The organism is Beijerinckiaceae bacterium (assembly GCA_004564215.1).
Taxonomy (GTDB): Bacteria; Pseudomonadota; Alphaproteobacteria; order Rhizobiales; family Beijerinckiaceae; genus Methylocapsa.
Genome location: CP024846.1, coordinates 2642964 through 2668513, shown reverse-complemented (window position 1 = coordinate 2668513; position 25550 = coordinate 2642964). Strand labels below are relative to the sequence as shown.

Below are 25550 nucleotides of genomic sequence, written 5' to 3'. Positions count from 1 at the left end.
CCGCTAAAGCGGTAAGATTTCTTCCTCCAGACAACCGACGACGAGACGTTCGGCGAACTCAACGAGATAGATTGGCGTGTTTGACTCGGTGTGTGTCCCAACCTGGACAATCTCACCCGCATCGCCATTTTTGACCAGCAGCGCCTCTTCCGGGAAATCCGGATATGAGCCGTCATTGTGGAGATCAAGGAGGGCGCGCACACGCTGACCCCACTGATATTTTGGGAACCTCGGTTCAATCACGACGCCACCTTCGGCAACGGCAAGTCCTCATCGTCGTCACGCGGTTTCGCCGGCTCAAGCTCCTTGCGCTTCATGCCCACGCGATTGCCGCTTTCCAGGAATTCGACGCCATAGATATAGAACTGCTGCAGAAACGTGCCGATGCTGACGACGAAGCCTTCCTCGCCCTTCTTCGCCAAGATCTCGCCGATTTCCTTGCCGGCATAGGTTCCATCGTTGCGAATGACACGCTTTGCCTTCACCTTTTCACCGAAGCCGAAATAGGGCGGCTCACTGATCTCAACCACATCACTGTCGCGAACGATATTGCTCATGTCGGCATACCCCTCAGCGTTTCCTGTTCACCCACAAGGCGAGACTGCACCATTTCCCGGACCAGCAGATCATCATCGTCCGACAATTCAACAACCTTGGATAGAGGGACTCGGCTCGCGACCTCGTAACGCACGCGCCAGTCCGCATCGTGACGCAGCCGCGGCAACAGATCCGGGGCCAGCCGTTGCGCGACCTCCAGTCTGACGGTCGCGTCAGAATCGGCGGCCATTTGCAACAGCCAAGCCTGCTGAATGCGGCGCGCGACCACCCGCCGAACTTCCGCCTCCTCATCGAAAATCATCCGAACCAGGAGTGCCGGCGTCACGCGCCGTGCAATCACCAGCCGGACGTAATAATCGGAGTCCGTCATCATCGGGATGAGGTCCGAATCCTCCAAAAGCGAGACAACCCGAATGCGAACTTCGCGATGCGGATCCGTGCGCAGACGCAAATTGTAGCGCTTCGGCAAGCGCCGGGCGGCGTTCCATCTGACGGCCTCTTCCGGGTCATCCAGAAGCGGCGGCAACAGAAAAATGTCCGCGTGCTTCGCCGCGATCGCCCGCACCTCGAAATGCGGGTGCGTGACATAGGAATTCGCAACCTCTGGATTCCAATTGAAGAAACGATCGATCCGTCGCGCATAACGGTCGTTGACGCATGCATGCTTCAGTTCGCAACGTCCCGCGTTCCGCATCGCCAAATGAGAACAGGAAGCGCAGTCGACCTCATTCCCCAGCCAATCCAAGGCTTCGTCGATATCATCCGTCATTGTCCTGCCCTATGCGTTCAATAACCTCGAGCAGGACTTTGGCTCCGACCTTGTCGGTGGGATCGAGCTCCAACAGCTTTTGGATCGCGGTATGGCCTTCGTCCAAATTGCCGAGGCGCATTTGGAGATAGGCATAGCCCTTGAGAGTGAAGAGAAAAAACCGAGGAAGAATTTCCTCATAACGGCTGAACAAGGCATCGCCGGCCTTCACCTCCCGCCAATCCGGCGAAAGATTATTGTCGTGCGCGGCCTTTTCCAGACATAGTTTTGCGACGTCCAGCGCCTCGCCCAGACGCCCTTTGTAAAAATAAAAACGATAAAGGCCGATCAGCACAGCCGCATGCCCTGGAGCAAGCGCCTGCGCTTCGCGGAGATGGCCCTCCGCGACATCGTCCAAGTGATAGGAGTCCCCTGCTTGCCACAAGTGCTGCTCTGCTTCGGGAGGCAGACCGCCTCCCAACAGAGCGTCGGCAAGCATAGCGTCCTCCACCGGTAGAGCCTGCGGCCTGCCTTCGCTGGCTGCGCCGGTCATGCACGCTCCCCCATCTAGTGCCCGTGCGAGCCGCATGAAGTGGCCTTCGGATCGCGGAACACGAGCCCTGTTTGCGAGGCCGTATCCGCGAAATCGATGGTCACGCCGTCCAGCAGAATCCGACTCTCCGCTGGCAGAAAGAGCTTCACGCCATTGCGCTCGACAATCGCGTCTCCCGGCTCCGGCGCCTGCAACACGCTGATGTCGGCGGCAAGCCCGGAGCAGCCGCCAGGGCTGACAACCAGCCGGAAGCCGCTACCCTGGGTGCCATCGCTGCGCAGCATAAGGCGAATGAATTTTTCCGCCGCCGGAGTTATTTCAAAGCTCATACAGGACCTCCCTATTCCGCCAATTGGTATCGCGGGTATGCGTTGTCGATCACACAGGTGTCATCGACCGGACAGACAGCCGCGCATTGCGGGCTGTCGAAGTGCCCAAGACATTCGGTGCACTTCTTCGGGTTGATGACAAAGGTTCCGTTCTTCTCCGAGATGGCGACGTTGGGACACTCGGCCTCGCAGGCCGAGCAACTTGTGCATTGTGAGGCGATAATCTTCAAAGTCATAAGTTGCTCCTATTACCTGGACCTTCGAGGGATCGAGGGATTAGGCCGCCGCGGTCAGCGCTCCTTGACGAATTTCCGCATCGCCGCGCACGACGTGCTCGATTTCGCCGCTGTTCACCTTGTCAAGATAGGCCTTGAACCAGGAGATCGCCGACTTCTCGATAAACTCGTGTGCAAATTGATCGACCGGCTCGATCCCCGCCTTGATCAAATCGCTCTTCGGGCACCCGCCGATCTTCGCCACGAATACGGCGTGGCAATCGTTGATGGCTCGAATGATCGTCTCGAGGCTGTCTTCTTCGCCATAGCCGCCCTGGCAATACAGATCGACGCGACGGTGACCTACAAACTTTGCTCCGGCTGTGGAAAGCTCCCAAACCTGGAATTCCTTGGCATGGCCGAAGTGCTCGTTGATCAGTCCCGAACCCTTGGTTGCCACCGCAACAAGAAGCTTGATGTCGCTCATTTCACCAGCAAGTGTCGCAAGCTCTTCCTGCTTCGCGGCAACTTTGGCAACCCGCTCCTCTTCGACCTTTGCCTGGTAGGCCTGGCGCGAGTCGAGATCGTAGTTGACCTCCATCGCCATGATCTTGTCGGTCGTGAACTCCGCGCTGCGGTCCTCGCCGAGAAGCCCGACGGCGTCCGCGCGGCATTGGCGGCAATGCCGCATCATGTTCATCTCGCCTTCGCAGCTGTCCTGGAGCGCCTTCAGCTCCTGCGCCGTCGGACCGCGCTGTCCGTTGAGGCCAAACACCGTGCCATGTTCGGCGGCCGAGATCAGCGGCATGATGTTGTGGAGGAACGCGCCGCGCGATTTGACGGCTTTGTTGACCTCAACAAGATGCTTGTCATTGATGCCGGGGATCATGACCGAATTGATCTTGCAGAGAATCCCGCGCTCGGTCAGCATTTCCAGACCTTGCAGCTGGCGGTCGGTCAGCAGCTTGGCGGCTTCCACGCCGGTGTAGCGTTTATGTTTCCAAAACACCCAGGGATAGATCTTCGCGCCGATTTCGGGGTCGACCATATTGATGGTGATGGTGACATGATCGACGTTGAAGCCGGCGATGGTGTCGACATGATCCGGCAACGCCAAGCCATTCGTGGACAGACACAGCTTGATGTCCGGCGCAGTCTTCGCGATCAGTTCGAAGGTCTTGAATGTCTTTTCAGGATTGGCGAGCGGGTCGCCGGGGCCGGCGATGCCAAGCACCGTCATCTGCGGGATGGTCGATGCAACGGCGAGCACCTTCTTGGCGGCCTGTTCGGGCGTCAGCTTTTCGCTGACCACACCCGGCCGAGACTCATTGGCGCAATCATATTTGCGATTGCAGTAATTGCATTGAATGTTGCAGGCGGGAGCCACGGCCACATGCATGCGCGCGTAGTGGTGATGCGCTTCCTCGCTGTAGCAGGGATGGTTCTTAACCTTTTCCCAGATTTCGGTAGGAAGATCGCCTTGACCTGCCGCCGATCCGCAACTTGCCTTACCGCTGCCGCCCGATGTGCCGCACCCTTTGTGCTCCGCTACTTTCTGCAAAACATCTTCCACGTTGGCGACGGTCCCGACATTCATCCCCTCGTGCTGTGCTGGCGCTTGCGCTTGCATGTCCGCTCCTCGCTCGTCGATATTCCAAAATCTGGCGTATAGGGAGCAACTCGCGTGCCATTCTAAAGACCTATTGAACCTGCTGAGAGTTCAATGACTTAGCGGGCTATCGAGACTGTCGGTTTGCGAACATGTTCGCACCAATATTTGAGTATGTTGGAAACGCGACAAGCATAGGTTCCAGTGCAGAACAAGTAAAAGCAAACAGCGCCGGTCTTGATCCCGGCGCTGTACGACATGAGCAACAAGAGGAAGGTCAGGCTGCTTCGGTCAGAATCTCTATCGCACGGGCCAGCGGCACTCCAATGGGCGTCAAGCCTTGCGCGATAAAGAAGCGAACCTCATTCTTGGTCAGGCTATCTGGTTCGACGATAACATAACGCGTCGCCGCCGATCTTTTGGCGACCTGCCGCGCATAGGTGCGCAGAAGCTGATCGTGGAAACGGCAGCCGATGAACAGAAAGCTTCGTTCCGTGCGTCGATCCTTCACGATGTCGGGGATGGGCGTCTGGATGTCAATCTCCGTCAGAACCTCGACATAGTCAGCATCCGAGATTAGGAAGTTCTTCGCGGGCGTAACGCTGCCATGCGGCTTGTAAAGAAGCGTCGCCCATGTTTCCGCCGCCGTATGATCTGTTTCAACCCCTGCCGGGTCATAAAAGCGATACCAACGGCTTTCACCGATTCCGGCGCGCGTAATCCCTTGGATTTCTCCCCAGCCGGTTTCCGAGGCGAGCGCCGCGCGCATGGCTCCGTCGTACCATGTGTCGACGATCATCGGCAGGTGGAGCGACGCAAGATAGCGATGAAAAGGCGTCGGTTCGACCGGCGTAGCGAAGGCTTGGCCCATCAAGGCCGATAAGGTGGAACGATGCTTAAAACTCTCAATATGCTGGGCCGACGCCCAGGCATTGCCCCTGGCGCGGCGCGGCAGCGCGACCTTGGTCCCGAAGAACTCCGCAAGCGCCTCCGGCGTCATGGGAACTTGAGGATTTGAGAGCAAGGAAATTGCTGGCCCAAGATAGGGAACAATCTTGCCGGCGCGCAAGGGAGCGGCGAGAGCGGCAAGCTCAGCCTCCGCGTCTGCCAGCTTCAACATTTCGGCGGGCGGAGAGATTGGCGCATTCATTCGTCAGGACTCCTCTTCGCCGCTTTTGCGCGCATTCACGGTTATGGGCAGAGGCGTATCGGGCGCCATTTCGGGAAGATTGAGCACCCAACCATTCGCAATGCGAATCCAGCCTCCCCAAAGAGTTTCAAACTGGGATTCGACAATCGGCTCCTCGAGATCTTTCTTCGGCACATAAATCGAAAGACCGGTCTCGGGAGAGCGGCGAATCATTACTTTCATGGAGTCCGTTCCTTGGGGTGCGAGGCATCTTTAGACGTGACCCGCGAACCGCCGCCAACTGGCGTCCGGCCGCGTTATTCGTTGAAAAAACGGACGGCAAAGACCGAACAAGCGCTCGATGGGTTCGCGACAAATTTGCACGCAGGCGCGGTCTTTGTCTGCAAAGGGCGATCAAGAGCCTCTCTCAGTTCGTCCATAAATTATCCTGACAGCCTCGGAACGGCGCACCTGGCGTTAGGCTGGAACGCAGGTATTCGGAACCGGACACACTTCGTCGCATTTCGGCCGGTCGAAATGGCCTTCGCATTCGGTGCATTTCTTGGGATCGATGACAAATGTATCGCCCTTCATCGAGATCGCAGCATTGGGGCATTCGAACTCGCACATGCTACAGCCCGTGCATTGTGAAGCGATAATCTTATAGGCCATACCCCCCTCCTTTTCCGGGCCACGCCGCGGCGCTCGGGCGCCCCAAGACGCACCAGCCCACCAGCAACCGAGGAGGAAACAGCAAGCGTTGTGCCATTCAAATAAGCTATTGTTTCAGCAAGAATTTTCAGATTCTCGGCAGTCAAGCCTGACAGCGGTCGAATGACCGCGTCGGAATCCCGACATGCGTCTGTCGCCGGTCCTGAGGTTTTAGGCTCCGCGATCCGGAGGCCGCGGCTCAGAATCGTTTGATCGGAATATCGTGCTTGCGCAGAGCGTAGCCAATCTGCCGCGGAGTCAAATTCAGCAAGCGCGCGGCCTTGGCCTGCACCCAGCCAGCCGTCTCCATCGCCTCGAGCAAGCGATCCCGTTCCGACTGACCTTCCCCGTGCAAAACGCTACAACTGTCCGACTGAGGGCAGGAATTCGCCTGGGGAGCGACTTCCACCTCGCGCGGCGGCGGGGAAGGCTCCGGCACCGGAGTCCGCGCGGCGGGTTGTGGCGCGGGTTTGGCGATGATCTTCAGCGATCCGGATGTCGGGATGGGCCCTTTCCACAGAGTCGAAGATAGACACTCGTCATGACGGCAGGCGAAATCGTCGGCGACAATTTTCACATCCTTGGCCAGCGTGGCTGTTCGCCGCACACAATTTTCAAGTTCCCGCACATTGCCGGGAAAATAACATTCCTCCAGGACGCCTTTGGCCGAGGACGTCAGGGCCAGCTGGGTTCCATGTTCCTGATTGAACCGGCGCAGAAATTCACGGGCCAGAATGTAGACATCGTCGGGCCGGTCTCGAAGCGCCGGAAGCGAAATCGAGACAACATTGATGCGGTAATAGAGATCGGCGCGGAACTCCCCGCGAGCGACGGCATCTTCGAGATTCTTGTTCGTGGCTGCGACCAGGCGGACGTCGACCTTGAGCGTCCGCATCCCCCCAACCCGCTCAAACTCGCCTTCTTGAAGCACCCGAAGAAGCTTCGCCTGAAACGTCGGCGAGATTTCGCCAATCTCGTCCAGAAACAAGGTGCCGCGATCGGCCAGTTCAAAGCGGCCTTTGCGCTGCGCCATCGCGCCGGTAAACGCGCCTCTCTCATGCCCGAAAAGCTCGGATTCCAGCACCGACTCGGGCAATGCGGCGCAGTTGAGCTTGATGAAAGGCCCTTTCTTGCGCGGAGAAAGATCGTGGGTGGCGCGTGCGAAAAGCTCCTTGCCGGTCCCCGATTCTCCACGCAGCAGCACCGTCGAATTGCTGCGCGCGACGATCTTGATCTTGTCGAGGACGGAGCGGATCGCATCGCTTTCGCCAATGATACCCTTCAAGCGTGGTTCGCGTTCCGCCGGGGCGGACTCGGACAGCTCCTTCTCAAGCCGGTATTGCTCTGTCATAAGGCGCTCGCGATCGCGCAAGACGACATCATGGAGGCGCACTGTCTGCCCAACCAGATTGGCGATCATTGCAAGAAAACGGACATCCTCATCGAAGCGGAAATCGGCGCGGCCATCCCAAATCCGATCGATCGTCAGCGTGCCGATCACCCTGTCGCGCTCCTTGATCGGAACGCCAATGAATGAAACTCTTGAATCGGTCTTTCCCCGCTCGGAGGCCGACCAATCCGCAAACAAGGGGTTTTTCGCGACGTCTTCGATAACGACCGGCATTTTGGTCGTCACGATTTGACCAATAGCCCGTTCTGGAATCCGGTCGAAATGGGTTTTCGCATTTTCCTCATTCCAGCCCAAGCCCACGACAATTTTCGGCGCGCCGTCCGCGTCCAGAAGCGCGATCGTTCCGTGCCGCATTTCGAGGAAACTCGAAAGCAGCTTCAGGACATTCGAAAGGGTTGTCTCGAGGCGCGCGGGAATCGCGAGAATCTTCGAGATCTCGTACACGCCATGGAGAGCGATCTCAGCGCGGTTGGAGAACTCGTTGGAGTCGGGCGCGTGATGAGAGGTAAAATTCAAGCCGTCCCTTGTGGAGCTAATCATGGGCATCGCACCAACCTTCGGGTTCAGAGCGTGCCTCCCCAAAACATAGCGTCATTTTGTCGACCATCCGATCTGGCGCTTTCGAAAAGTTTTGCAGGTGCGAAACGAAGGTGCAAGGAAATTCTGGTGCGGGACCTCATTAAGCTTAAAAGCTGCGCGCGCTTCTGCAGTCAAAACGTCACACAGCTCACAATGGGCTAATGCGAACCTGAATCTCAACCGGGCTTGCATAAAAAGGAGCCGATGTGATCAGCGCATGGGCTCCAGCCCTTGCATAGTCGCCTGCGTTTTGTGCATTGATGCCGCCCGCTGCAGCGATGACGGGGCGACCATCCCTTCTTTTGCGGATCTCTTGCACGACGCAGGCCACTGCAAAGGGTGCGAATTTTTCAAGTTGAATCACATCCACCATAGCTTCAGCCGCCAGAAGCGCATCGGCTTCAGAGGTGACCTCCACCATGACGGAGCGCTCGGGGGCGCGTTCCTTGAGCTTGGCGATGAAGGCCTTAAAATCAGCAGGTCTATCTAGAAAAGCCCGATGCTCGTCGAAGACCATGATCGTGTCGAAAAGCCCAAGGCGATGGATCTCGCCCCCACCGGCGATCACGGCGCTCAAAGATAGCTTGCGCGTGAACGGTACCGACTTCCGCGTGCAGAGAACCGCAATCCGGGGAGCGTAAGTTCTCGCGGCTGAGACAATGCCGTTGGTGAGGGTCGAAATTCCCGACGCCCATTCCATGAGCGTTTGCGCCGTCTTCCAACCGGCGTGAAGAGCGGCGGCCGACCCCTCGACCTCGAGGAGAAGGGTCCCCTTCTCGACGCGCATTCCAGCCGGCGCGGCAAAGCCGACCGACGCACCGAGGCGAGATAGCAGCCGAGCTGCTTCATCCGATCCGCAAACGACCAGATTCTGACGCGCCGCAAAGGTCATCCGCCCCGGCTTATCGCCAATGCCCAGCACCCGCATCGTCAAATCGCCGAAACGCACGTCCTCCTCCAGGAGGATGTCAATTTCAGCATCCGACAAGCGCAAGCTTCATCTCCGCAGAAGTTAGAATCTGCGGGCGATCATCCGAATTTGTAAAGAACGCCAAACCCGCCGCGTGGATAATCCCACTCGATCTCGCCGGTTTTTGAGGTCACCACACGGCAGGTCCCGCATTCAACGCAGCCGTCCACCGTGATCTCGACCTGGCCCTTGTCGTTCTGGCTATAACAGCCTGCCGGACACGTGAATGTCAGCGACAGCAAGGCCTTTGATGGAACCTCATGCGGGCGCACCTTGATGTGCGGCCGCCCCGCGTCCACCAGATAGCGATTTTGAAAAAGCTTCTCTTCAACCTTGGTGCCGGATGCACCGACTTCCGCCATGCTTGTCATCGCCATGCCCTCACCAGCTTGAATGCATCTCCAATTAGGCCAGACATCGTCCGGCCTTTGCGGAACGACTTAAGGATCTCTTTTTCCTTCGTGAGCTTGTCGGCGCCGTCCACCCGAAACCAGGTCTGCGCAGCGGCGGTCAACAGCCTCGGATAAAGCCCGAAGACGTGCTTGTTGTGGTGCAGAAATTCGGGAATTTTCTTATATTTCTTGAGATCCTTCATGACGAAGGTCTCATCGAGCCGGCGCTTATATTCGACCAGATTTGCCTTCGACAATTCTTCGCGCCGCCGCTTGAGCCAAACGACCGTTTCGCCGGCAATGCGGCCTGTGGTCATCGCCAGATTGGACCCCTCCCGATGCACCGCATTGACGAATTGCCCGGCATCGCCAACGACAATCCAGCCGTCGCCGAAGAGTTCGGGAATCGACTTGTAGCCACCTTCGGGGATCAGATGGGCCGCGTATTCCTTGCACTCGGAATTGGCCAGCAGCGGTTTGATGCTCGGATGATTTTTGAAGGCTTCCAGGAGGCCGTAAGGCGTCGTGCCATTTTCAGCGAAATCGGACACAATGGCCCCGATACCGACCGAGATCGATTCCTGATTGGTGTAGAGAAAGCCCGTGCCCGTCATCCCGGCGGTGATCGTGCCCATCGCTTCGATGACCACGCCTTCGTTGCCCTTCAGATTGAATCGGCTCTCGATGACCTCTCGCGGCAGAAAATGCATTTCCTTAACTGCCAGCGCCACGCTTTCCGGCTTTAATTCGGAGCGGAGGCCCGAGCGCTGTCCGACGAGGCCGTTCACGCCCTCGCCGAGAATGACGACATCGGCGAACGCCACGCCGCCATCGCGATCGGTCCTGACCCCGATAACTTTCCCGTGACGATCGCGCAAGAGTTCCCGGACCGTTGTTTCACACAGCAGGACGACGCCCGCGTCGCGGACCTTGCGGCTGAACCATTTGTCAAACTGCGCCCTGATGATCGTATAGCGGTTCGGCCGCTCTTCATTGAAATCTTCGGAACGGTAATGCATGCCGACATAGGAGGTGTCGTCCATCGTCCAAAGACGCTGCTCGATGATATGGCGTTCTAGGGGCGCATCTTCCCGAAAATCCGGGATGATTTTTTCCAGAGCATTGGCGTAGAGAATCGCCCCCTGGACATTCTTCGAACCTGGGTATTCTCCTCGCTCGAGCTGGAGAACCTTGAGCCCTTCCTTGGCCATGGTATAGGCGGCGGCATTGCCTGAAGGGCCTGCCCCTACCACAATCGCGTCGAAGCGTTCCTCGATCATGAATGCCTCCTTCAGCCCGCGAGCCGGTTGACCGAGAGATGCTTGCGGAAGGCCTCTGTCAGGGCCGGCAACAGCCTGATGGCATCCGCGACGATCCCCAGATGTGCGAAATCGAATATTTGCGCGTTCGGGTCGGTGTTGATCGCGACAATCAGATCGGCGCCTTCGACGCCCACCCTGTGCTGGATCGCTCCCGAAATCCCGGCCGCGATATAGAGCTTTGGCCGAATGGTTTTTCCCGTCTGTCCAATCTGTCGGTCGGAGCTCATCCAGCCTTTTTGAACCAGCGGGCGCGAGCCGCCATATTCGGCGCCGAGGACTTCGGCGAGCGATTTGACAAGCTGAAAATTCTCGGCCGAGCGCAGGCCCAAACCGCCGGCGACAACAATATCCGCATAAGCAAGTTGGGCCTTGTTCGACTCTCTGTCGGCGACGAACTGCAGGACTTTGGTGACGATATCTTCTTCCACCAATCCGAGCGGATGTTCGACGATGCGGCCCCGACGGCCGGGCTCGGGCGTCGGCATCGGCAGGACCCGCGGCCGCACGGTCGCCATCTGCGGCCGATAGTTCAGGGTCAGGATGGTACAAAGGAGCGAACCGCCAAAGGTCGGCCTTGTTGCCGCGAGCGAGCCTTCATCGTCGATGGCAAGCTCCGTGCAGTCGGCGGTGAGCCCCGTAAGCAGAGTCGTCGCCACGGATCCGGCAAGATCGCGCCCCAGCGTCGTCGCCCCGAGGAGCAAAATCTCGGGCTTGTAGGTTTTGACGAGATCCGTCATGGCCTTGGTGTAGGCCTCATTGCGATAATGAGCGAGCGCCGGATCGGTCACCGTATAGACGACATCCGCGCCATATTCGAAGCATTCATTGGCAACCGCAGCGATGGTTTCGCGATCGCTGCCCATGATGACTCCGGCCAGTTCGACGCCTCTCTTGTCCGCCAGCTTACGGCCCTCGCCTAGAAGCTCGAACGAAACCGGATGGACGGCGCCATGCTCACATTCGACGACGACCCAAACATGTTTGTAGCCTCTAAAATGTTCAGGCAGCTCTTTCCTGGTGCCGGCGCGGCCGGCTGGCGCGGGTGCTGGTTTCGCGGCCTCGGTCATGATTGAGCCTCTTTCTATTGGCCTGCGGAAAATCGCATGAGTTCGCCTTCAAGGGCCGGTTGACGCTTAAAAATCTCGCCCATCGCCTTCTCCGCGAGCTCCTCCATGGACTGATCGGTGGTCGGGATTTGATGCGCCTTTTCAGCCCGCGCTGGCGGCGCGAAGACTTTCTTCACGATAGTCGGCGAGCCGCGCAATCCACATTTGGCGAGATCCGTGATCCCCGCATCCGCGGCACTCCAAGTGACGATCTTCGCCCGCGCCGCCCGGAAGGCATCGTCAAGCGAGCCGCGCCGGATTTCGTTGGCGCCCTCGAGCATTGTGATCAGGACCGGCAAACGCGTCGATAAGACCTGGACACCGCCCTCGGCGCGGCGCTCGACGGTAATACGGTCCTCCTCCGGAACAAGCTCGACGATCCGGGCGACATAAGTAAGCTGATTGAGCCCCAGCCGCTTGGCAACCCCGGGGCCGACCTGCGCCGTGTCGCCGTCGATGGTCTGCTTGCCGGTGAAGATCATCGCCGGCTTGCCAAATTCCTGCTCGATCTTTTGCAAGGCACCGGCCAAAGCGTAGCTCGTCGCCAAAGTATCGGAGCCGGCAAAAAAGCGATCCGTCAGCAAGACGGCGCGGTTGGCTCCAAACGTCAGCGCCTTGCGAAGCGAATCCTCGGCCATGGGCGGACCCATGGTAAGCACCGTCACCTCACCGCCAAAACGGTCGCGCCATCGCATCGCCTCTTCGAGCGCGAAAAGATCGTAAGGGTTGATAATCGTCGGCACACCTTGGCGCATAATCGTGTTCGTAACCGGATGAACACGAATTTGCGCGCTATCGGGAACCTGCTTCATGCAGACGACAATGTGCATAGGATCTCACTTTCGCCCTGAAGCCCCCACCACGGTGTGGGCCGCCAACCTTCCACGCGCAAGCTTCGTGCCAACATGCCGCCAAGAACGGCGGGCCACGAATCGGGCCCTTAGAGCCTGTTCCGAAAAAGTTGACCGACTTTTTCGATCAGAACATGCTCCCACTCGTTGAACTTGAGCGATTCCTTTTCGATCAGATGATTCCATCTGATCGGGAAGCGCTCTAGCGCGCAACTCTGACAAGGTCCGGCAGGAAAACCGCCTCTGCTGTCAGCTACGCAACATTTTTGTCACTTTCCTTTGTTCGCCACGGCGAGGGAGGCGAGCGGCACGAAAGGTTTTGCGGGCTCTGCCTTCGGCTCCACGGCTTCCTTGTGCACCTTGAACAGCCGCTCCTGGATCGGAGAGGATTTGACGAAATCCTGATAGGCTTGTTCGAGATGAGTGCGGCAGAGTGATCGAATCTCCGCATCGGGAAGACCTTCAAAAGACCCGTCGATTTGGCTCCCCTTAATATATTGCCCCATGCGCCGCAGAATATGCAGCCGCGCGACTTGTACGACGGTGGCATCAAAGGGTACGTCAAGAAAGACAAAGAACTCCTCAGCGGCGGAGAGCTGTCCAAGATCGTCAATCACACTCATCACCTAAGCTCCGTCATCGCAAATGAAGTCGAGGCCGAATCTATTTTTTCTTCAGTCTTGCCGGGTTTGTCCGCGGCTTTGGCGCGCGCTTCCTGGACGCCGGAAAGATAGGGATTGACGCGCCCCTGCAAATGCGTGACGCGGGCCTCCAGGAACTCGATCCGGTCGAGCATGCGGGTCAGCGCCTCACCGACAGGATCCGGGATCAGGTGATGATCGAGGTCGATGCGGCCATCGCTCCGCCTCCATTCGCGCGCCTCCCGCACCACTCTTCCGGGGATGCCGACGACCGTCATCCCCGGCGGCACATCTTCGACCACTACCGAATTGGCTCCAATTCTGGCCCCGGCGCAAACCACGATCGGCCCGAGAATCTTGGCGCCGGCGCCGATCAAGACGCCGCTCTCCACCGTCGGGTGCCGTTTGCCGGGCGACCAGCTGGTGCCGCCAAGGGTCACGCCGTGGTAAAGCGTCACATCATTGCCGATTTCCGCCGTCTCGCCGATCACGACCCCGGCCCCATGATCGATAAAGAACCGGCGCCCGATCGTCGCTCCCGGATGGATGTCGACATTGGTGACGAGGCGTCCAAACCAGGAAACCAAGCGGGCCGGAAACCTCAAACCCCGCTTCCAGAGCCAATTGGCGAAGCGGTGCAGGATGAGAGCGTGCACTCCTGGATAGGTAAGAATGACTTCAAGGGTATGCCGAGCGGCAGGATCGCGCGCCTTCACGCAACCGATGTCTTCGCGCAGCAAAGTCCAAATTTTCGCGCCGCCCATCAGCTGTCCCGTCCGCTCAAGAGTCTGCGCGGTGATCATCGGCGTCCTCAATCCAAATTGGCATCTGTCGGGAGCGACGATTTCTCGGAGCCCGTCGCAGCGTAAAACTCCAAAAGCTCAAGATCGCCAACCGACCTTTTGAGGGCGGAGGCGCGCGTGCGGACTTCGTCGAGCACCCGGCGCGCCCGGCTTTCATCGACCTCCAAACCCAGCGAGACCAACGCATTGGTCACCGCTGCCATGCCGGAGTGCTTGCCGAGCACAATGCTGCGGGTTCGGCCGAACCAGGCCGGATTCAGCGCTTCGTAGCACTCAGGGTCGCGCAGAAGCCCGGAAACATGGATTCCGGATTCATGGGCAAAGGCCGCCGCCCCAACGATCGATTTCGCCGCGGGAATCGGCCGGCGCGCCACCTTTGCAACCAGCTCCGCCAGATCGGTCAGATGGGTGAGATCGACGGCGGTCTGACGATTCCCAACCTGACCGAGCGCAGCAACCACTTCCTCAAGCGCGGCATTTCCGGCACGCTCGCCGAGGCCCAGCACGCAAACGCTCGCGTGGGTTGCTCCGCCGCGCACAGCCGCCAGCGTATTTGCCGTCGCCAGGCCGAGATCGTCGTGACCATGAAATTCAAGCTCCAGATCGGTTTCCGCGCGGAGGCTTTTGAAAAGGTCGTAGGTCTTGAACGGCTCAAGGATTCCGACGGTGTCCGCAAACCTGAAGCGATGCGCTCCGGCTTCTCCCGCGGTTTTGACGACCTGCAACAGAAACCCGAAGTCCGCGCGGCTCGAATCTTCGCCGCCGACCGAGACCGAAAGACCCTTCTCCCGCGCATAAGAAACAACCCGTTGAATGCGCGAAATCACCTCCTCGCGCCCAGATCTGAATTTGACCCAAATTTGCCGGTCGGACACCGGCACCGACAGATTGACCCGCGTGAGGCCGGTCTCGAGCGCGGCATCGACATCCGCCTCGGTCATTCGGCACCAGGCAATGACGGCCGCATTGCGGACCGTCTCGCCCACGGCCGCAATGGCCTCGATCTCGGCTCTTCCCATCGCCGGAATTCCGGCCTCGATCTCATCGACCCGGGCCGCATCAAGGCTGCGCGCGATCGCGAGCTTTTCTTCGAGGGTGAAGGAGACGCCCGGCGCCTGCTCGCCGTCGCGAAGCGTCGTATCATTCACGATGATGGGAGGCTGTCCCTGCGGCATGATGGTCATCATGTCCTCACGCGTAATTCGAGACGTGAAGCTCGGCACTCGTTTGGCGCTCTTGCCACATCGGCGACCGTTCCCGCAGCTTTGTAATGATGCCAGGCAATATTTCGAGAACCCGATCGACGTCCCCGTCGGAATTTTCGCGGGACAGGGAAAGGCGGATGGCGCCATGCAGGGCCGTGGAAGGGACGTCCATCGCGCGCAAGACATGGGACGGTTCAGTCGAGCCCGAGGTACAGGCCGAGCCCGATGACGCCGCGATGCCTTCCTTGTTCATGTTATGGAGGATGGCCTCGCCATCGATGTATTCAAAGGCGATGTTGCAGGTATTCGACAGCCGGTTCTGTTCGTCTCCCGTCACGAAACAATGGCCGATCTGCAGCAGCCCCCGCTCGAGCCGGTCGCGCAGGGCGCCGACCCGGAGGCGCTCCTCTTCCAAGTAAGCGCTCGCGAGTTCAGCAGCCTTGCCAAGCCCAATGATCGCCGGGGCGTTTTCCGTTCCGCCACGCCGGCCGCGTTCTTGGTGGCCGCCCCGGATCAGCGGTTTGAATTTGACGCCCTTTCGGACATAAAGCGCGCCGATTCCTTTCGGCCCGTGCAGCTTGTGCCCCGACAGGGAAAGCATATCGATTTCGGTGGCTTTTAGGTCGATCGCAATCTTGCCGACCGCCTGCACCGCATCGGTATGGAACAGCGCACCAGCGGCATGAGCGAGCGCAGCCAGCTCTGCCACCGGAAACAAGGTTCCGGTCTCATTGTTGGCCCACATGACCGATGCAATCGCGGTTCGCGGCCCAAGCGCGGCCTTATAGGAGTCAAGATCCAGGCGACCGCGGCCATCGACGCGGATCACGTGAACCTTAATTCCGCGAGTTTTTTCCAGATGGGCCACGAGCGCCAGAATGGCCGGGTGCTCGACACTCGTCGTGACGATTTCATCCCGGTCCGTCTGCGCTTCAAGCGCTGAAAGAATCGCTGCGTTGTCGGATTCCGTGCCACCGGAGGTAAAGATGATCTCGTGGTCGAACGCCGCCCCGAGCAGGGCCTGCAAATGCTGGCGAGCCTGTTTCAGCGCCCCGCCGACCTCTGTGCCGAAGGCGTGAGTGGACGACGCGTTGCCAAACTGTTCGGTAAAATACGGCAGCATCGCCGAGACGACCCGAGGGTCCGTGCGAGTTGTCGCATTATTGTCCAGATAGATCGGTCCCACGGCACGCCTCTTTCAATGCGCGGCCTTGACCCCGCCCATGACCGGAACAAGGCGCACGAACTCGCCCAGCTTTTCCACAATACGGGTTTGAATGCCCTCGAGTGTCGCGCTGCTCAATTTGCAGAACACGCAGGCGCCGGTGAGCTTGACCATAACCTTGTTGCCGCAAACCTCGACGAGTTCGCAGTCGCCCCCATCCCGGCGCAAATTCGGACGGATTTCCTCGATGACTTCCATGATGAGCCGGATCCGATCCGCCTCTGCTGTCGGGACTTGGCCTACCTGCTCAGATTCAACCAGCATGACTCTGCCTTCACTTTTTGACGGGCTTCAAACAGTCGCGCGTTAGGAGCCGAATGACTTGCCGCAAGAACAACTCGCCGTTGCATTCGGGTTTTCGAATGTGAACCCCGAACCTTCCAGCGCCACGACGAAGTCGATGGTCGTGCCGGCGAGGAGATCGTGGCTATTCATGTCGACAAATACTTTCACGCCGTCGCGCTCGACGACGGTGTCGTCCGGCTCGGCCTCATTGACGAGGCCCATCATATATTTGTTGCCGGCGCAGCCACCGGCCTCGACCATGATGCGCAATCCGCCAACGGGCTCGGAGGCACCCTGGATCGCGCTCCGCACCGCTTCCAATGCGCTGTCGGTCAGGTTAATCATTCACTCACCCTCACTACCGAGGAAACATAGGCGTTGAAGGGCAAGCGGCGTGCCATTTCGCAAGAAGCTGTTATTACAAGGGTTTACATATTCTTAGCTGTTGCGTTTCCGACGTGTGTCGTGTTTACGACAGGGGTGCGCTTTCCGCGCCATTGTGGGAGGTCACGGGGCCAATTGTTCATCGAGATCCATCCCTCGAAAGATCGAGCATCGCTTGAAGACTTCCAAGGAAGGACGGACCTGCTTGTGATGGCAATATTTTGCGACAAGCTTTGCCAAGCCCTTGATATCGCGACCGCTCGCGGCCGGAAATGTTTCGGTCAGCTGGTCCACGAGCAGCCGGTCAACGGTCAGCCCGAATTGTTCGGTCATCACCGTCCAAATCTTGCGCCGCGCGACGTTGTCGGGGGGATAGAATTTGATCAAGGCGATGCAGCGTGACACGATCGCTTCATCAATATCGTCGATGCGGTTGGTGGTCAGAAATAAAAGCCCGTTGAAATATTCAAGGACTCGGAGGAACACGCCGACGACAGCATTCATCTGAATGTCGTCATCGCGACGCTTGATGTAAACATCCGCCTCATCGATGAGCATCACCGCGCCCCAGCGCTGAGCCCGCGTCAAAGTGTCCTTTAGAACGGCCTCCATGGCCGCGACATTGAGACCCAGCTGACCGGAATGAACCCGGTAGAGGGGCCGTTTGATGATCTCCGAATAGACCTCGGCCGTTAAGGTCTTGCCGACCCCCGGCGGGCCGGCGCAGAGAACCGTCGTCCCTCCCGACTTCCCGGCGATAATGTCATCCATCAAGATGTCCATTTCGGCCGTCAGTATGTCGATGAGATCGGTTTGTTCCTCGGGCAAAATCAGCTTTTGTTTTAAGTCCGGCTGATAGGCGTAAGGTGTCATATCGTCGACATGCACCCACAAATAATGATGCAGGTCGAGGTGAAACATAAGAATATAGGCGTGCACGGGAATACGGCAGAACAGGCCTTTGCCGATGGCGGCTTTGGATTCTTCGACCTCGTCCTCGGCATTGTATAAATTGCTCTTTGCGGCCTTTCTCAAATATTGCCCGAGGATGTCTCCCGTGACATCGAGCGTCAGGGCACGGGTTGTCAAAATGCTTTCGTCATTGACGAGGCGGGCGGTGCCGCCACCGGAGGCGAGGACGACCACGTCCTTGCGGGACCAATCCACATCCCGGTGAGATGAATTTGGATCATCCGTGTAAAATCCTGTTCCCTTGCCGGAGAACTGAGAGCCGTAGCGGGCGCGCCAGTCAAAATAGCGCGCCTCGGTCTCGTCATAGGCGGCAATGAGCTCGGGGGTTTCCTTCAAAAATCCCTTGGCTGCAAAAATCTCTCCGATTGTTTTACCAACAATGTCGCCGGCAGAAATCCTCAGCGTCGCCGAGGTGATCGCGCCCTTGGCGTTGGCCTTCAGCTCGATGAACACGCGCCCTGTCTCATCGTTGGAGGGCGGCGTGTAATCGAGCCTTGTGACCGCATAGGGCAGCGGCCGGCTCGCCACATTGGCAGTGAACATCCAGCCCCGGATCGCATCTGCGACCAAATAGCGCGCGATCGCCGGCAGCACCGACTCCAGATCCTCGGCCGTGAACCTTACGCCGTTGTCGTTGAAGGCTCGCTGGAGTGTTGCGATATGGGCAAAGCTGGCCTGCATCTTCGGCCCAGCATCCAGATATAAGCTCTGCAGGAAGGTGAGTTCGGCACTCGAAAGCTGGTGGAACGGGACTTCGACTTTATCGCCAAATCGCAGCTGTTCCTTCAACGGCGAGAGATCCGGGAAGGCCGCGACCAAGGTTTCGACAAAGGGCCGTTCGATCTGAAGTTTCATGCTTGTGCGCCTGTTCGTGCGACAGACAAAGTGTCGGTTTCACCAGGCTTGCACGCCTCGCGCCAAAACCGGCAGATCATTTGCATGGGGCGCTTGCGCCGCAGCGCGCAGCCCTGCCAATTCGATGACAATTGAGGAAATCTTCATGACAACGATTGAGAAGACCCCCCTTGGCCGCCTTGATCAGGAGGGACGCCTCCTCAATGCGGTCCTTAAGAGCCCCACTAAGAAGCCTGGCCGATTTGGATTTCGAGGTGACATCGCGCTGAAATTCCAAGCGCAGGTAGCGGATGAAAAACGGCCGCCGGATTTTTCCATCGAACAGGTTCTGACCATCGCGGAGGAAGGGGAAACGACGATCCCTATTCTCGCCGGCTACCTCCATTCCTTCGCCTATCTGGAGTCGGTCACCGGGGTTCTCAAAGGCCTCCTGAGCCCCACAGGAACCTATTTCATGTATTGCAACAACATTGATCTCTTGGCGAAGTACCGCGTCACCCACGACGGCATTACCTTCACCGTCCTGCCCTGCGACGAATCCACCGTATGGAAGGAAATGCTGGATCTCATGAGCATCGACAAGAACGACATCAAGAAGCTCGATACAGCGGGAAAGCTGGATTACCTTCTCGATGCCGCAATCGGCCTAGATGCAAAATATGAGAACATCAGTTACGAACAAGGACTGGCACTCATGGAGCCGGTCAAGAATCGGAATGAGAATCGTCCGGTTTGACGAGGAAAAGCAGGAGAAGGCGCTTCCCCTCAGGCCTTCTCTTCGTCTGCAATCTCTTCGTCCTCAATGCTATCGTCTTCCTCGACAAGCGTTACACCCGTGACACAGATGTCATTGTCCAAAATGGTCAGGGCCACGGGTGTCAAACTCCGGCCCTTGCAGGGCCCGTCGACGCAGGTGCCGGTCCCTAGTTCGAACAGCGCACCATGTTTGCCGCACATCAGGCGGATGCCATTCGGATCCAAAAACTGGTTTCGCTCCCAGTCGAGATTGACCCCATCGTGGGGACATTTGTTGACATAACCAAACACCTGCCGGCCCCATCGAATCACCACAATGTGCCACGGCCGGTTGGTGCCATCCTCCCCGACGCGCATCAGCTGAAAACCCCTGGCCTTCTGGCTGGGAATGTCATTCATGCTGCAAATTGCATAAGCAACATCTGAGTTCATTGTGTCCTCGTTCAAGCAAGCTGCCATCTCACATCATCTTCCGTTGCGGGCGATCCTGCGCTTGCCCTTTGCTCAGAAGCAGCGCGTTGGCCGCCAAGGAGAACTCCTGCCAGGCGGCAGCCATGTCCCGCAGAATCGTCTGCATATAGTCCTTCGGCGGATGATGCTCATCCGGGAAGTTCGACAGTGCACAAGATGTCGCGTTGAACGCAACGACATCATCCAGCAAGTTTTGCATGAAGGAGCGGAATGGAGCCTGCACATCCGGCGTCATTGCCGACCGGCCGCGCTCGACCCGCACCTCCTTCATGTCGAAAGGTAAATCGTCGAGGAGGGCCAAGGCCTTACTATAGATTTCCTCAATCGACCCCAGGATCGCCCGCTGGGTAAGCTGATCCCGCTGCTGAATAGAAAGACTGCGGTTAAGGCGGTGACGATAGCTGTCGAAGGCAACATCGCCCTGCAACACCACCCAATCGCGAAATTGGGCGAGACTTGCGGCATTCATAGAGTCGGTGAGGGGGGCCTCGGCGCCGTCGTGGAGAACGGTCGATGTCCCCTGCCCCTTGGCGACCCAGGCGCGTGTGAGTTCACGATCGATCCGCCTTGCCGCCTCGATCGCGCCTTCAAGGTAACCACTCCCATGGGACGCGGTTTCCGAACCGCCCAGATAGAGCTTTCCGTCCCATATGGCCCGGCGCAGAAGAGGATTAGCGAAGCCCGCATGCTCGGTCCTCGATGCGGTCCGATCCAAGGTGCTGCATGTATAGGGCTCCTTTGCCCAGTCCTGATAATGCTGCTCCCCATCCTCAAGCTCCGGACCAAACACCTGAGCCATTTGATTGCCCATGAGCAGGGGCAATCCTCCTCTGAAAGAGTCGCGTAGCTCCGGCGACAGCGCAAGAAATCCCCCCAAAGCAGGTTGGGCGGCGGTCGAATCGCAAGCATCGAAAATCTCGCCGATCACCGCCTGTTCATGCGTGACAAAGGCATTGCCGGACTTGCCTTCGTCCCGCCAGAGCGCTTGTTCATAACTGATCACTACCTTTGCCTGCGCAGCCATCCAGGTCTCGGTCGCGCGCATGGCATCGCGCACGGGGACGTCGAGCTCCGGCTCGAAGCGGATGTTCTCCTCCACGAGCCGAGGCGGCAGGGCAAGAACCACATGGCGCGCCGCAAGCTCGATAAATTGATCTTCAAATCGAAAAATCAGCCCAATATGATCCCCGCGATTTTGAAGACCTGTCAAAACATGGCCAAGCCGTAATTTTTCCAGGGGCAGGTCCTTCGCCAAACCATCGACCAGGCTTCCCATGCCGCCGGTCAGGCGGCGGGCTCCACTGTGCACGCCTTGGTTTTCCAACCGTTCGGGTGTCTTGTCGGGATCACGGAGGTGCAGCACCGTGCCATCATCATGTTGCGGAAAGTCCGCGAGTCCAAGATCGGCGATGAGCTGCGTGACCAGCGGCTGGGTGTCCGGCCAGAACCAGGTGGGCCCCAGATCAGCCGTGCCCGACCGCGCGCAAGACTCGGTGAGAATGCGCCCCCCCAACCGGGTCCGCGCATCGAACAGCAGAAAATCGCCTTGCCGATGCAGGCTCGCGGCCAAGCTGAGGCCGCATAATCCGCCGCCAATGATTGCCGTCTCAAGCATTGCTACATCTCCGCAAATCTTCGCGCGGGAGCGACCTTGCAAGAATCGCGCAAGCCTTGCGGGCCCTTGCCCATCAAAACTAGTGCTTCACTTTTTCACAGGAGCAATTCCTTTCCGATCATATTCAGTGCATTGGGAGTAGGTTGAATTGGATGCATTCGAACGAACCCAAACAAATGACCGACAAGACAACGATCCTTGCCGCCAACGCGGCCTTCTATACCGCTTTCGCAACCGGAGATGTCGAGGCGATGTCCCGGCTTTGGGCGGATGACGACGCCGTCTCCTGCATTCATCCCGGCTGGCCGGCCATCATCGGACGAACTGCCGTTCTCGGCAGTTGGCGCGACATACTCCAGAGCGCCAACTGCCCCGCAATCACGTGTCATGAACCCCATGCCATCATCGCGGGCGACGAGGGACGCGTCCTTTGCATTGAAGCGATGGGTTCGGTGGCGCTCGCCGCGAGCAATCACTTCCGGCAGATCGCCGGCACATGGCGAATCGTGCATCACCAGTCGAGTCCAATCGCCCATGTGGAAAGCGGCCCATCCAGCGACCCGCCGCGCGGACAGATTCACTAGAGCATGTTCTGAAAAAGTTGACCGACTTTTTCGATCAGAACATGCTCCAACTCGTTGAACTTGAGCGATTCCTTTTCGATCAGATGATTCCATCTGATCGGGAAGTGCTCTAGCGCCGCGCCGTAATGCTGCGGTTACGCTGCCTAAGCTTGCGCCCGGAATTGGCACAGAAATTGATGCGCATTGCGCGGCATGACAGAGCAGGAGATTCGCCGTGAAGGTTACACAAGCGTTCGCTAATTGCGGGATTGAGGAGCTGAAAGCGCTTTTGGAGGGGGGCACGCTCAAGGTTTACTCGGTTGCGCGGCCATTAACGCCGGACGCCTCCGTCGATCGAAGCGGCCTGTTGGCAACCTTTACCTTCGCTTCGCCGGCCTTTGGCCCGGAGTCCGAGGGACTTGAAACCCCTCTTTTCGTGGACAATCCCGTGCCGGCGAGCAGCGTCGGCACACCCGGCTTTGCGCGCGCTTGCAAAGCGGATGGGAGCGTGGTGGGAGATTTCTCCGCCGGACCCGGAGACCGCGAGGTTAAATTCAGCGAGGTCTCATTTTCGCAGGGCGCGCCCGTTACTGTAACGAAGTTCAAATTCATGCCGGACGGGACATGGCCGGAGAAGCCGGAATATTACGAGGCACATCCCCGGACTGGCTATGCTCTCCCAAAGAGCGCGTGAAGCAAAGCAAACGGATTCGCCGGAGCATGTTCATATCGAGACACATGTTTGTTTCCCGACACGTTCAGGGCTTTTTAAGTTCGACGCGCTCACACGGCACGGAGTTTGCTAATTCTTGCAAAGCCGGGGTTTGCCCGGCGGCGAGTGAGCCATGATCAGCTCCGATTACACGGATCATCTCCTGAACCTCGCGGCGGTGGTCTATCACCCCGCAGATGACGTGGATGGCCTGCTGAGGGACTTCGCGCTTGAGTTGATCCGCCGGGGCCACCGGGTCGGCGGATTGGTGCAGCACAATGAGAAAAACGGTCAGGATCCACGCCGCGCGATGGAACTGATCGACCTGATGTCGGGACGCATGTTCCCCATCAGTCAGGCAAGTGGCGACTGCAAGCTCGATCCGAGCGGGCTCGCCAATGCCGCGCTTGCGATCGGAAATGCGGTGCAGGCCGGCGTCGAACTCGTCATCGTCAACAAATTCTCAACCCAGGAAGCGGCCGGAAAAGGCTTGCGGGACGAGCTCGCCGCGGCGGTCGCTGCCGGGCTTCTCGTCCTCACCGCCGTGCCCGAAAAGCATTTGGACGCCTGGACCGCTTTCACGGGAGGGTTCGGAACGACCCTGGCAAGCGAACGCAGCGTGATCGACGATTGGTGGCAGGAGATTTCATGGCGGACCAGCCGCAGACGCGTGCTCGCCCAGCTTGAAAGATGCGGGGAACCGGGGCCCGGTCTGACGAGACCCGACGGGCAAAAGAGCCAGGAGGATAGCTTATCGCTGCCACTCACTTGCCGATAATAACATCCGACGATTTGATGACTGCGGAAACGGCATCGCCGACCCTGAGGCCCAGATCGTCTGCGGATTCATTGGTGATCGAGGATGTGACAATAAGGCCAGGCGCGAGTTCGATTTTGACGTGGGCCGTCGTTGCACCTTTCGTCACCGCGACCACCCGACCAGGAAAAACATTGCGAGCGCTTAATTTCATGACATGTCTCCATCATCGAGCGACCGTAGCGCCCTTGTTGCCGACAACGCTTCCGTTTCAGTCTTTCGGAGGGCCTAGCGCGCCAATATCTCTTTTTGACAGTCAGACCAACACAAATGCATGTCACGGAGGCTTTCTGCAATGAGTAACACGAACCACGAAGCGCTGGTGAGCACGACGTGGCTTGCCGAGCATCTGTCGGACCCCGATCTGCGGATTCTCGATTGCACCTGGCATCATGTCAGCACCAATCTCGACGGACGGACGCAATATCGCGGGCGCCATCTGCCGGGCTCCGTCCACTTCGACATCGATCATCTCGCGGATAAGTCAAATCCTTTGCCCCATATGCTGCCGAAGCCCGCGGAGTTCGCCCACAAGATCGGGCTCATCGGGATCAACGCAGGCGACCGGGTCGTCGTCTATGATCGCCTCTGCGGCGGCTCGGCAGCCGCGCGGGCCTGGTGGATGTTTCGCGTCTTCGGGCATGACAAGGTCGCGTTGCTGGACGGCGGCTATGGCAAATGGACCAAGGAGAAGCTGCCCACCGAAATGTCCCCGGTTCGACCGGAGCCCGGGAGCTTTACGGCGACGTTCGATCCGGCCCTTGTCCGCACGCTGAGCGAGATGAAGGCCAATCTTGAAACCGGCGCCGAACAAGTCATCGACGCCCGGGGCCCAAGCAAATTCGATGGAAGCCAGGAGGACGTGTTTCCGCACAAAAAGCTGGGGCACATTCCCAACGCCATAAATATTCCTTGGGGCGACTTGATTGATCCCGAGTCGGGTGCTTTCATCCCGCCCGAAGCCCTTGCGGCCCGCTTCGCCGCTTCGGGCATAGATCTTCAGCGCCCGATCGTGACGACTTGCGGGTCGGGCATCACGTCTTGCGTCGTGGCCCTCGGCCTCTATCTTTTGGGAAAAAGCGACGTCGCGGTTTATGACGGATCCTGGGCCGAATGGGGCCTCGCCGAAGATACGCCGGCGGTCGCCGCTTGAGAGACCCAAGACCGCGAGGGGAGGCTTTGTCATGTCCGATGAGAAGGTAACCCGCTCGATCGCGGAGGGGACAGAATATGAACTCTTGTCGACCGATGATGGAGCGGCCTTCGTACTGCGGTTCAAGACCGATCAATTATCGGCCCTTCTTCGGGGCGACGACGCCGTTCGTTTTCTGGCAGATTACGAAGCGCTAAAGATACAATATCCGGCCTGGCACGCCGATCAAACGCTTGCTCAGCTATGGGACCAAGGTGGCTATAGCTGGCTCGCCGAACAGGATGGATGATGACGATGGCTACACTTGTTAAGACTACCCAGGACGGACGCAAATTGGAAGTCGTCGGGCTGGCGATCCTCCTTGATGGCGAGCTCGAAGCCTTCGAACTCATCGAAGTCAAGATGCATCCAAATCGCCGCGCAATCCTTCAAGTCCTGCCGGAAGCCTCCCATATGGCGGGACGAGTAGCGCTCACCCAGGAAGAAGCTGCGATCGTGGACGCCGCCTTCAAAGAGGCAGAGGCCGAGATTCTCGCCAGCCCAACCGCGATTAACGAGCGGTTTCGGATCGCGGCGATGTGGAAGGCGCGAGAGCAAGGGATCGAGTAGC

At 58.6% G+C, this 25550-nt stretch carries 33 protein-coding genes; 7 read left to right on the top strand and 26 right to left on the bottom strand.

Annotated elements, in window-relative coordinates:
- Positions 1–3: 3 nt before the first annotated feature.
- From CU048_12695 to CU048_12585, 23 genes are all read right to left on the bottom strand, one after another.
- Positions 4–243, bottom strand: coding sequence for a nitrogen fixation protein NifZ (locus tag CU048_12695; GenBank protein ID QBR71983.1), 240 nt, complete (start codon positions 241–243; stop codon positions 4–6).
- On the bottom strand, positions 240–557 hold the full coding sequence (locus CU048_12690; GenBank protein ID QBR71982.1) for a nitrogen fixation protein NifZ: 318 nt from the start codon (positions 555–557) through the stop codon (positions 240–242). Before CU048_12690 ends, CU048_12695 begins: the two co-directional genes overlap by 4 nt.
- Positions 554–1327 carry an LRV FeS4 cluster domain-containing protein gene (locus CU048_12685; GenBank protein QBR71981.1) on the bottom strand — a complete coding sequence of 258 codons (774 nt, stop codon included), beginning with the start codon at positions 1325–1327 and terminating at the stop codon, positions 554–556. Before CU048_12685 ends, CU048_12690 begins: the two co-directional genes overlap by 4 nt.
- On the bottom strand, positions 1317–1859 hold the full coding sequence (locus CU048_12680) for a hypothetical protein (protein QBR71980.1): 543 nt from the start codon (positions 1857–1859) through the stop codon (positions 1317–1319). The genes CU048_12685 and CU048_12680 overlap by 11 nt, the downstream gene beginning before the upstream one ends.
- 14 nt (positions 1860–1873) lie before the next feature.
- Positions 1874–2188 carry an iron-sulfur cluster assembly accessory protein gene (locus tag CU048_12675; GenBank protein QBR71979.1) on the bottom strand — a complete coding sequence of 105 codons (315 nt, stop codon included), beginning with the start codon at positions 2186–2188 and terminating at the stop codon, positions 1874–1876.
- An 11-nt stretch (positions 2189–2199) separates the two neighbouring features.
- A complete protein-coding gene (locus tag CU048_12670; GenBank protein QBR71978.1) occupies positions 2200–2424 on the bottom strand; it encodes a ferredoxin in 225 nt (74 codons plus the stop codon).
- Positions 2425–2464: 40 nt separating this feature from the next.
- The gene (gene nifB, locus CU048_12665) at positions 2465–4000 is read right to left on the bottom strand and encodes a nitrogenase cofactor biosynthesis protein NifB (protein QBR72911.1); all 1536 of its coding nucleotides are present in this window, start codon (positions 3998–4000) and stop codon (positions 2465–2467) included.
- Positions 4001–4289: 289 nt separating this feature from the next.
- On the bottom strand, positions 4290–5162 hold the full coding sequence (locus CU048_12660; protein QBR71977.1) for an SIR2 family protein: 873 nt from the start codon (positions 5160–5162) through the stop codon (positions 4290–4292).
- A gap of 3 nt (positions 5163–5165) precedes the next feature.
- Positions 5166–5384: a putative nitrogen fixation protein NifT gene (nifT, locus tag CU048_12655; protein QBR71976.1), complete on the bottom strand. Its 219-nt coding sequence runs from the start codon at positions 5382–5384 to the stop codon at positions 5166–5168.
- Positions 5385–5618: 234 nt separating this feature from the next.
- Positions 5619–5813, bottom strand: coding sequence for a ferredoxin (locus tag CU048_12650; GenBank protein ID QBR71975.1), 195 nt, complete (start codon positions 5811–5813; stop codon positions 5619–5621).
- Between the two features lie 238 nt (positions 5814–6051).
- Positions 6052–7803 carry a nif-specific transcriptional activator NifA gene (gene nifA, locus CU048_12645; protein ID QBR72910.1) on the bottom strand — a complete coding sequence of 584 codons (1752 nt, stop codon included), beginning with the start codon at positions 7801–7803 and terminating at the stop codon, positions 6052–6054.
- A 187-nt stretch (positions 7804–7990) separates the two neighbouring features.
- Entirely contained in the window at positions 7991–8836 is an 846-nt protein-coding gene (gene modD / locus CU048_12640) for a ModD protein (GenBank protein QBR71974.1), read from the bottom strand.
- A gap of 35 nt (positions 8837–8871) precedes the next feature.
- A complete protein-coding gene (locus CU048_12635) occupies positions 8872–9174 on the bottom strand; it encodes a ferredoxin family protein (GenBank protein ID QBR72909.1) in 303 nt (100 codons plus the stop codon).
- Positions 9175–9179: 5 nt separating this feature from the next.
- The gene (locus tag CU048_12630) at positions 9180–10484 is read right to left on the bottom strand and encodes an FAD-dependent oxidoreductase (protein QBR71973.1); all 1305 of its coding nucleotides are present in this window, start codon (positions 10482–10484) and stop codon (positions 9180–9182) included.
- An 11-nt stretch (positions 10485–10495) separates the two neighbouring features.
- Complete coding sequence (locus CU048_12625) at positions 10496–11593, bottom strand: electron transfer flavoprotein subunit alpha (protein QBR71972.1); 1098 nt, start codon at positions 11591–11593, stop codon at positions 10496–10498.
- A 14-nt stretch (positions 11594–11607) separates the two neighbouring features.
- The gene (locus tag CU048_12620; GenBank protein QBR71971.1) at positions 11608–12462 is read right to left on the bottom strand and encodes a nitrogen fixation protein FixA; all 855 of its coding nucleotides are present in this window, start codon (positions 12460–12462) and stop codon (positions 11608–11610) included.
- A 290-nt stretch (positions 12463–12752) separates the two neighbouring features.
- Entirely contained in the window at positions 12753–13106 is a 354-nt protein-coding gene (locus CU048_12615; GenBank protein ID QBR71970.1) for a nitrogenase stabilizing/protective protein NifW, read from the bottom strand.
- Positions 13106–13888 carry a serine O-acetyltransferase gene (cysE, locus tag CU048_12610; GenBank protein QBR72908.1) on the bottom strand — a complete coding sequence of 261 codons (783 nt, stop codon included), beginning with the start codon at positions 13886–13888 and terminating at the stop codon, positions 13106–13108. The genes CU048_12615 and cysE overlap by 1 nt, the downstream gene beginning before the upstream one ends.
- Before the next feature lie 47 nt (positions 13889–13935).
- The gene (nifV, locus tag CU048_12605; GenBank protein ID QBR72907.1) at positions 13936–15102 is read right to left on the bottom strand and encodes a homocitrate synthase; all 1167 of its coding nucleotides are present in this window, start codon (positions 15100–15102) and stop codon (positions 13936–13938) included.
- Positions 15103–15118: 16 nt separating this feature from the next.
- On the bottom strand, positions 15119–16318 hold the full coding sequence (gene nifS / locus CU048_12600) for a cysteine desulfurase NifS (protein QBR71969.1): 1200 nt from the start codon (positions 16316–16318) through the stop codon (positions 15119–15121).
- Between the two features lie 12 nt (positions 16319–16330).
- The gene (locus tag CU048_12595; GenBank protein QBR71968.1) at positions 16331–16621 is read right to left on the bottom strand and encodes a hypothetical protein; all 291 of its coding nucleotides are present in this window, start codon (positions 16619–16621) and stop codon (positions 16331–16333) included.
- A 42-nt stretch (positions 16622–16663) separates the two neighbouring features.
- On the bottom strand, positions 16664–16987 hold the full coding sequence (locus CU048_12590) for an iron-sulfur cluster assembly accessory protein (protein ID QBR71967.1): 324 nt from the start codon (positions 16985–16987) through the stop codon (positions 16664–16666).
- A 162-nt stretch (positions 16988–17149) separates the two neighbouring features.
- A complete protein-coding gene (locus CU048_12585; protein QBR71966.1) occupies positions 17150–18853 on the bottom strand; it encodes an AAA family ATPase in 1704 nt (567 codons plus the stop codon).
- Positions 18854–18998: 145 nt separating this feature from the next.
- Between CU048_12585 and CU048_12580 the strand changes: the two genes are divergently transcribed.
- A complete protein-coding gene (locus tag CU048_12580) occupies positions 18999–19589 on the top strand; it encodes a hypothetical protein (protein ID QBR71965.1) in 591 nt (196 codons plus the stop codon).
- Between the two features lie 29 nt (positions 19590–19618).
- Here CU048_12580 and CU048_12575 read toward each other — a convergent pair whose 3' ends face one another.
- Positions 19619–20041: a (2Fe-2S)-binding protein gene (locus CU048_12575; GenBank protein ID QBR72906.1), complete on the bottom strand. Its 423-nt coding sequence runs from the start codon at positions 20039–20041 to the stop codon at positions 19619–19621.
- A gap of 28 nt (positions 20042–20069) precedes the next feature.
- Positions 20070–21695 (bottom strand): amine oxidase, encoded by a 1626-nt coding sequence (locus CU048_12570; protein ID QBR71964.1) that lies wholly within the window; start codon positions 21693–21695, stop codon positions 20070–20072.
- A gap of 176 nt (positions 21696–21871) precedes the next feature.
- Here CU048_12570 and CU048_12565 point away from each other — a divergent pair, with 176 nt between their 5' ends.
- The 3 genes from CU048_12565 (at position 21872) to CU048_12555 (ending at position 23748) form a co-directional block, all read left to right on the top strand.
- Positions 21872–22279 carry a hypothetical protein gene (locus CU048_12565; GenBank protein QBR72905.1) on the top strand — a complete coding sequence of 136 codons (408 nt, stop codon included), beginning with the start codon at positions 21872–21874 and terminating at the stop codon, positions 22277–22279.
- A 214-nt stretch (positions 22280–22493) separates the two neighbouring features.
- Entirely contained in the window at positions 22494–22952 is a 459-nt protein-coding gene (locus CU048_12560) for a hypothetical protein (protein QBR71963.1), read from the top strand.
- 151 nt (positions 22953–23103) lie between these two features.
- Positions 23104–23748 carry a molybdenum ABC transporter ATP-binding protein gene (locus tag CU048_12555; protein QBR71962.1) on the top strand — a complete coding sequence of 215 codons (645 nt, stop codon included), beginning with the start codon at positions 23104–23106 and terminating at the stop codon, positions 23746–23748.
- On the opposite strand, the gene CU048_12550 is transcribed toward CU048_12555, so the two are convergent.
- A complete protein-coding gene (locus tag CU048_12550; protein ID QBR71961.1) occupies positions 23735–23941 on the bottom strand; it encodes a transporter in 207 nt (68 codons plus the stop codon). The two genes, CU048_12555 and CU048_12550, sit on opposite strands and share 14 nt — an antisense overlap.
- Before the next feature lie 141 nt (positions 23942–24082).
- Here CU048_12550 and sseA point away from each other — a divergent pair, with 141 nt between their 5' ends.
- The 3 genes from sseA to CU048_12535 are packed head-to-tail and all read left to right on the top strand — an operon-like array spanning position 24083 to position 25549.
- Positions 24083–24940 carry a 3-mercaptopyruvate sulfurtransferase gene (gene sseA, locus CU048_12545; protein ID QBR71960.1) on the top strand — a complete coding sequence of 286 codons (858 nt, stop codon included), beginning with the start codon at positions 24083–24085 and terminating at the stop codon, positions 24938–24940.
- Positions 24941–24971: 31 nt separating this feature from the next.
- Entirely contained in the window at positions 24972–25229 is a 258-nt protein-coding gene (locus tag CU048_12540) for a hypothetical protein (protein ID QBR71959.1), read from the top strand.
- A gap of 5 nt (positions 25230–25234) precedes the next feature.
- Positions 25235–25549, top strand: coding sequence for a hypothetical protein (locus CU048_12535; GenBank protein QBR72904.1), 315 nt, complete (start codon positions 25235–25237; stop codon positions 25547–25549).
- Position 25550 lies beyond the last annotated feature (1 nt).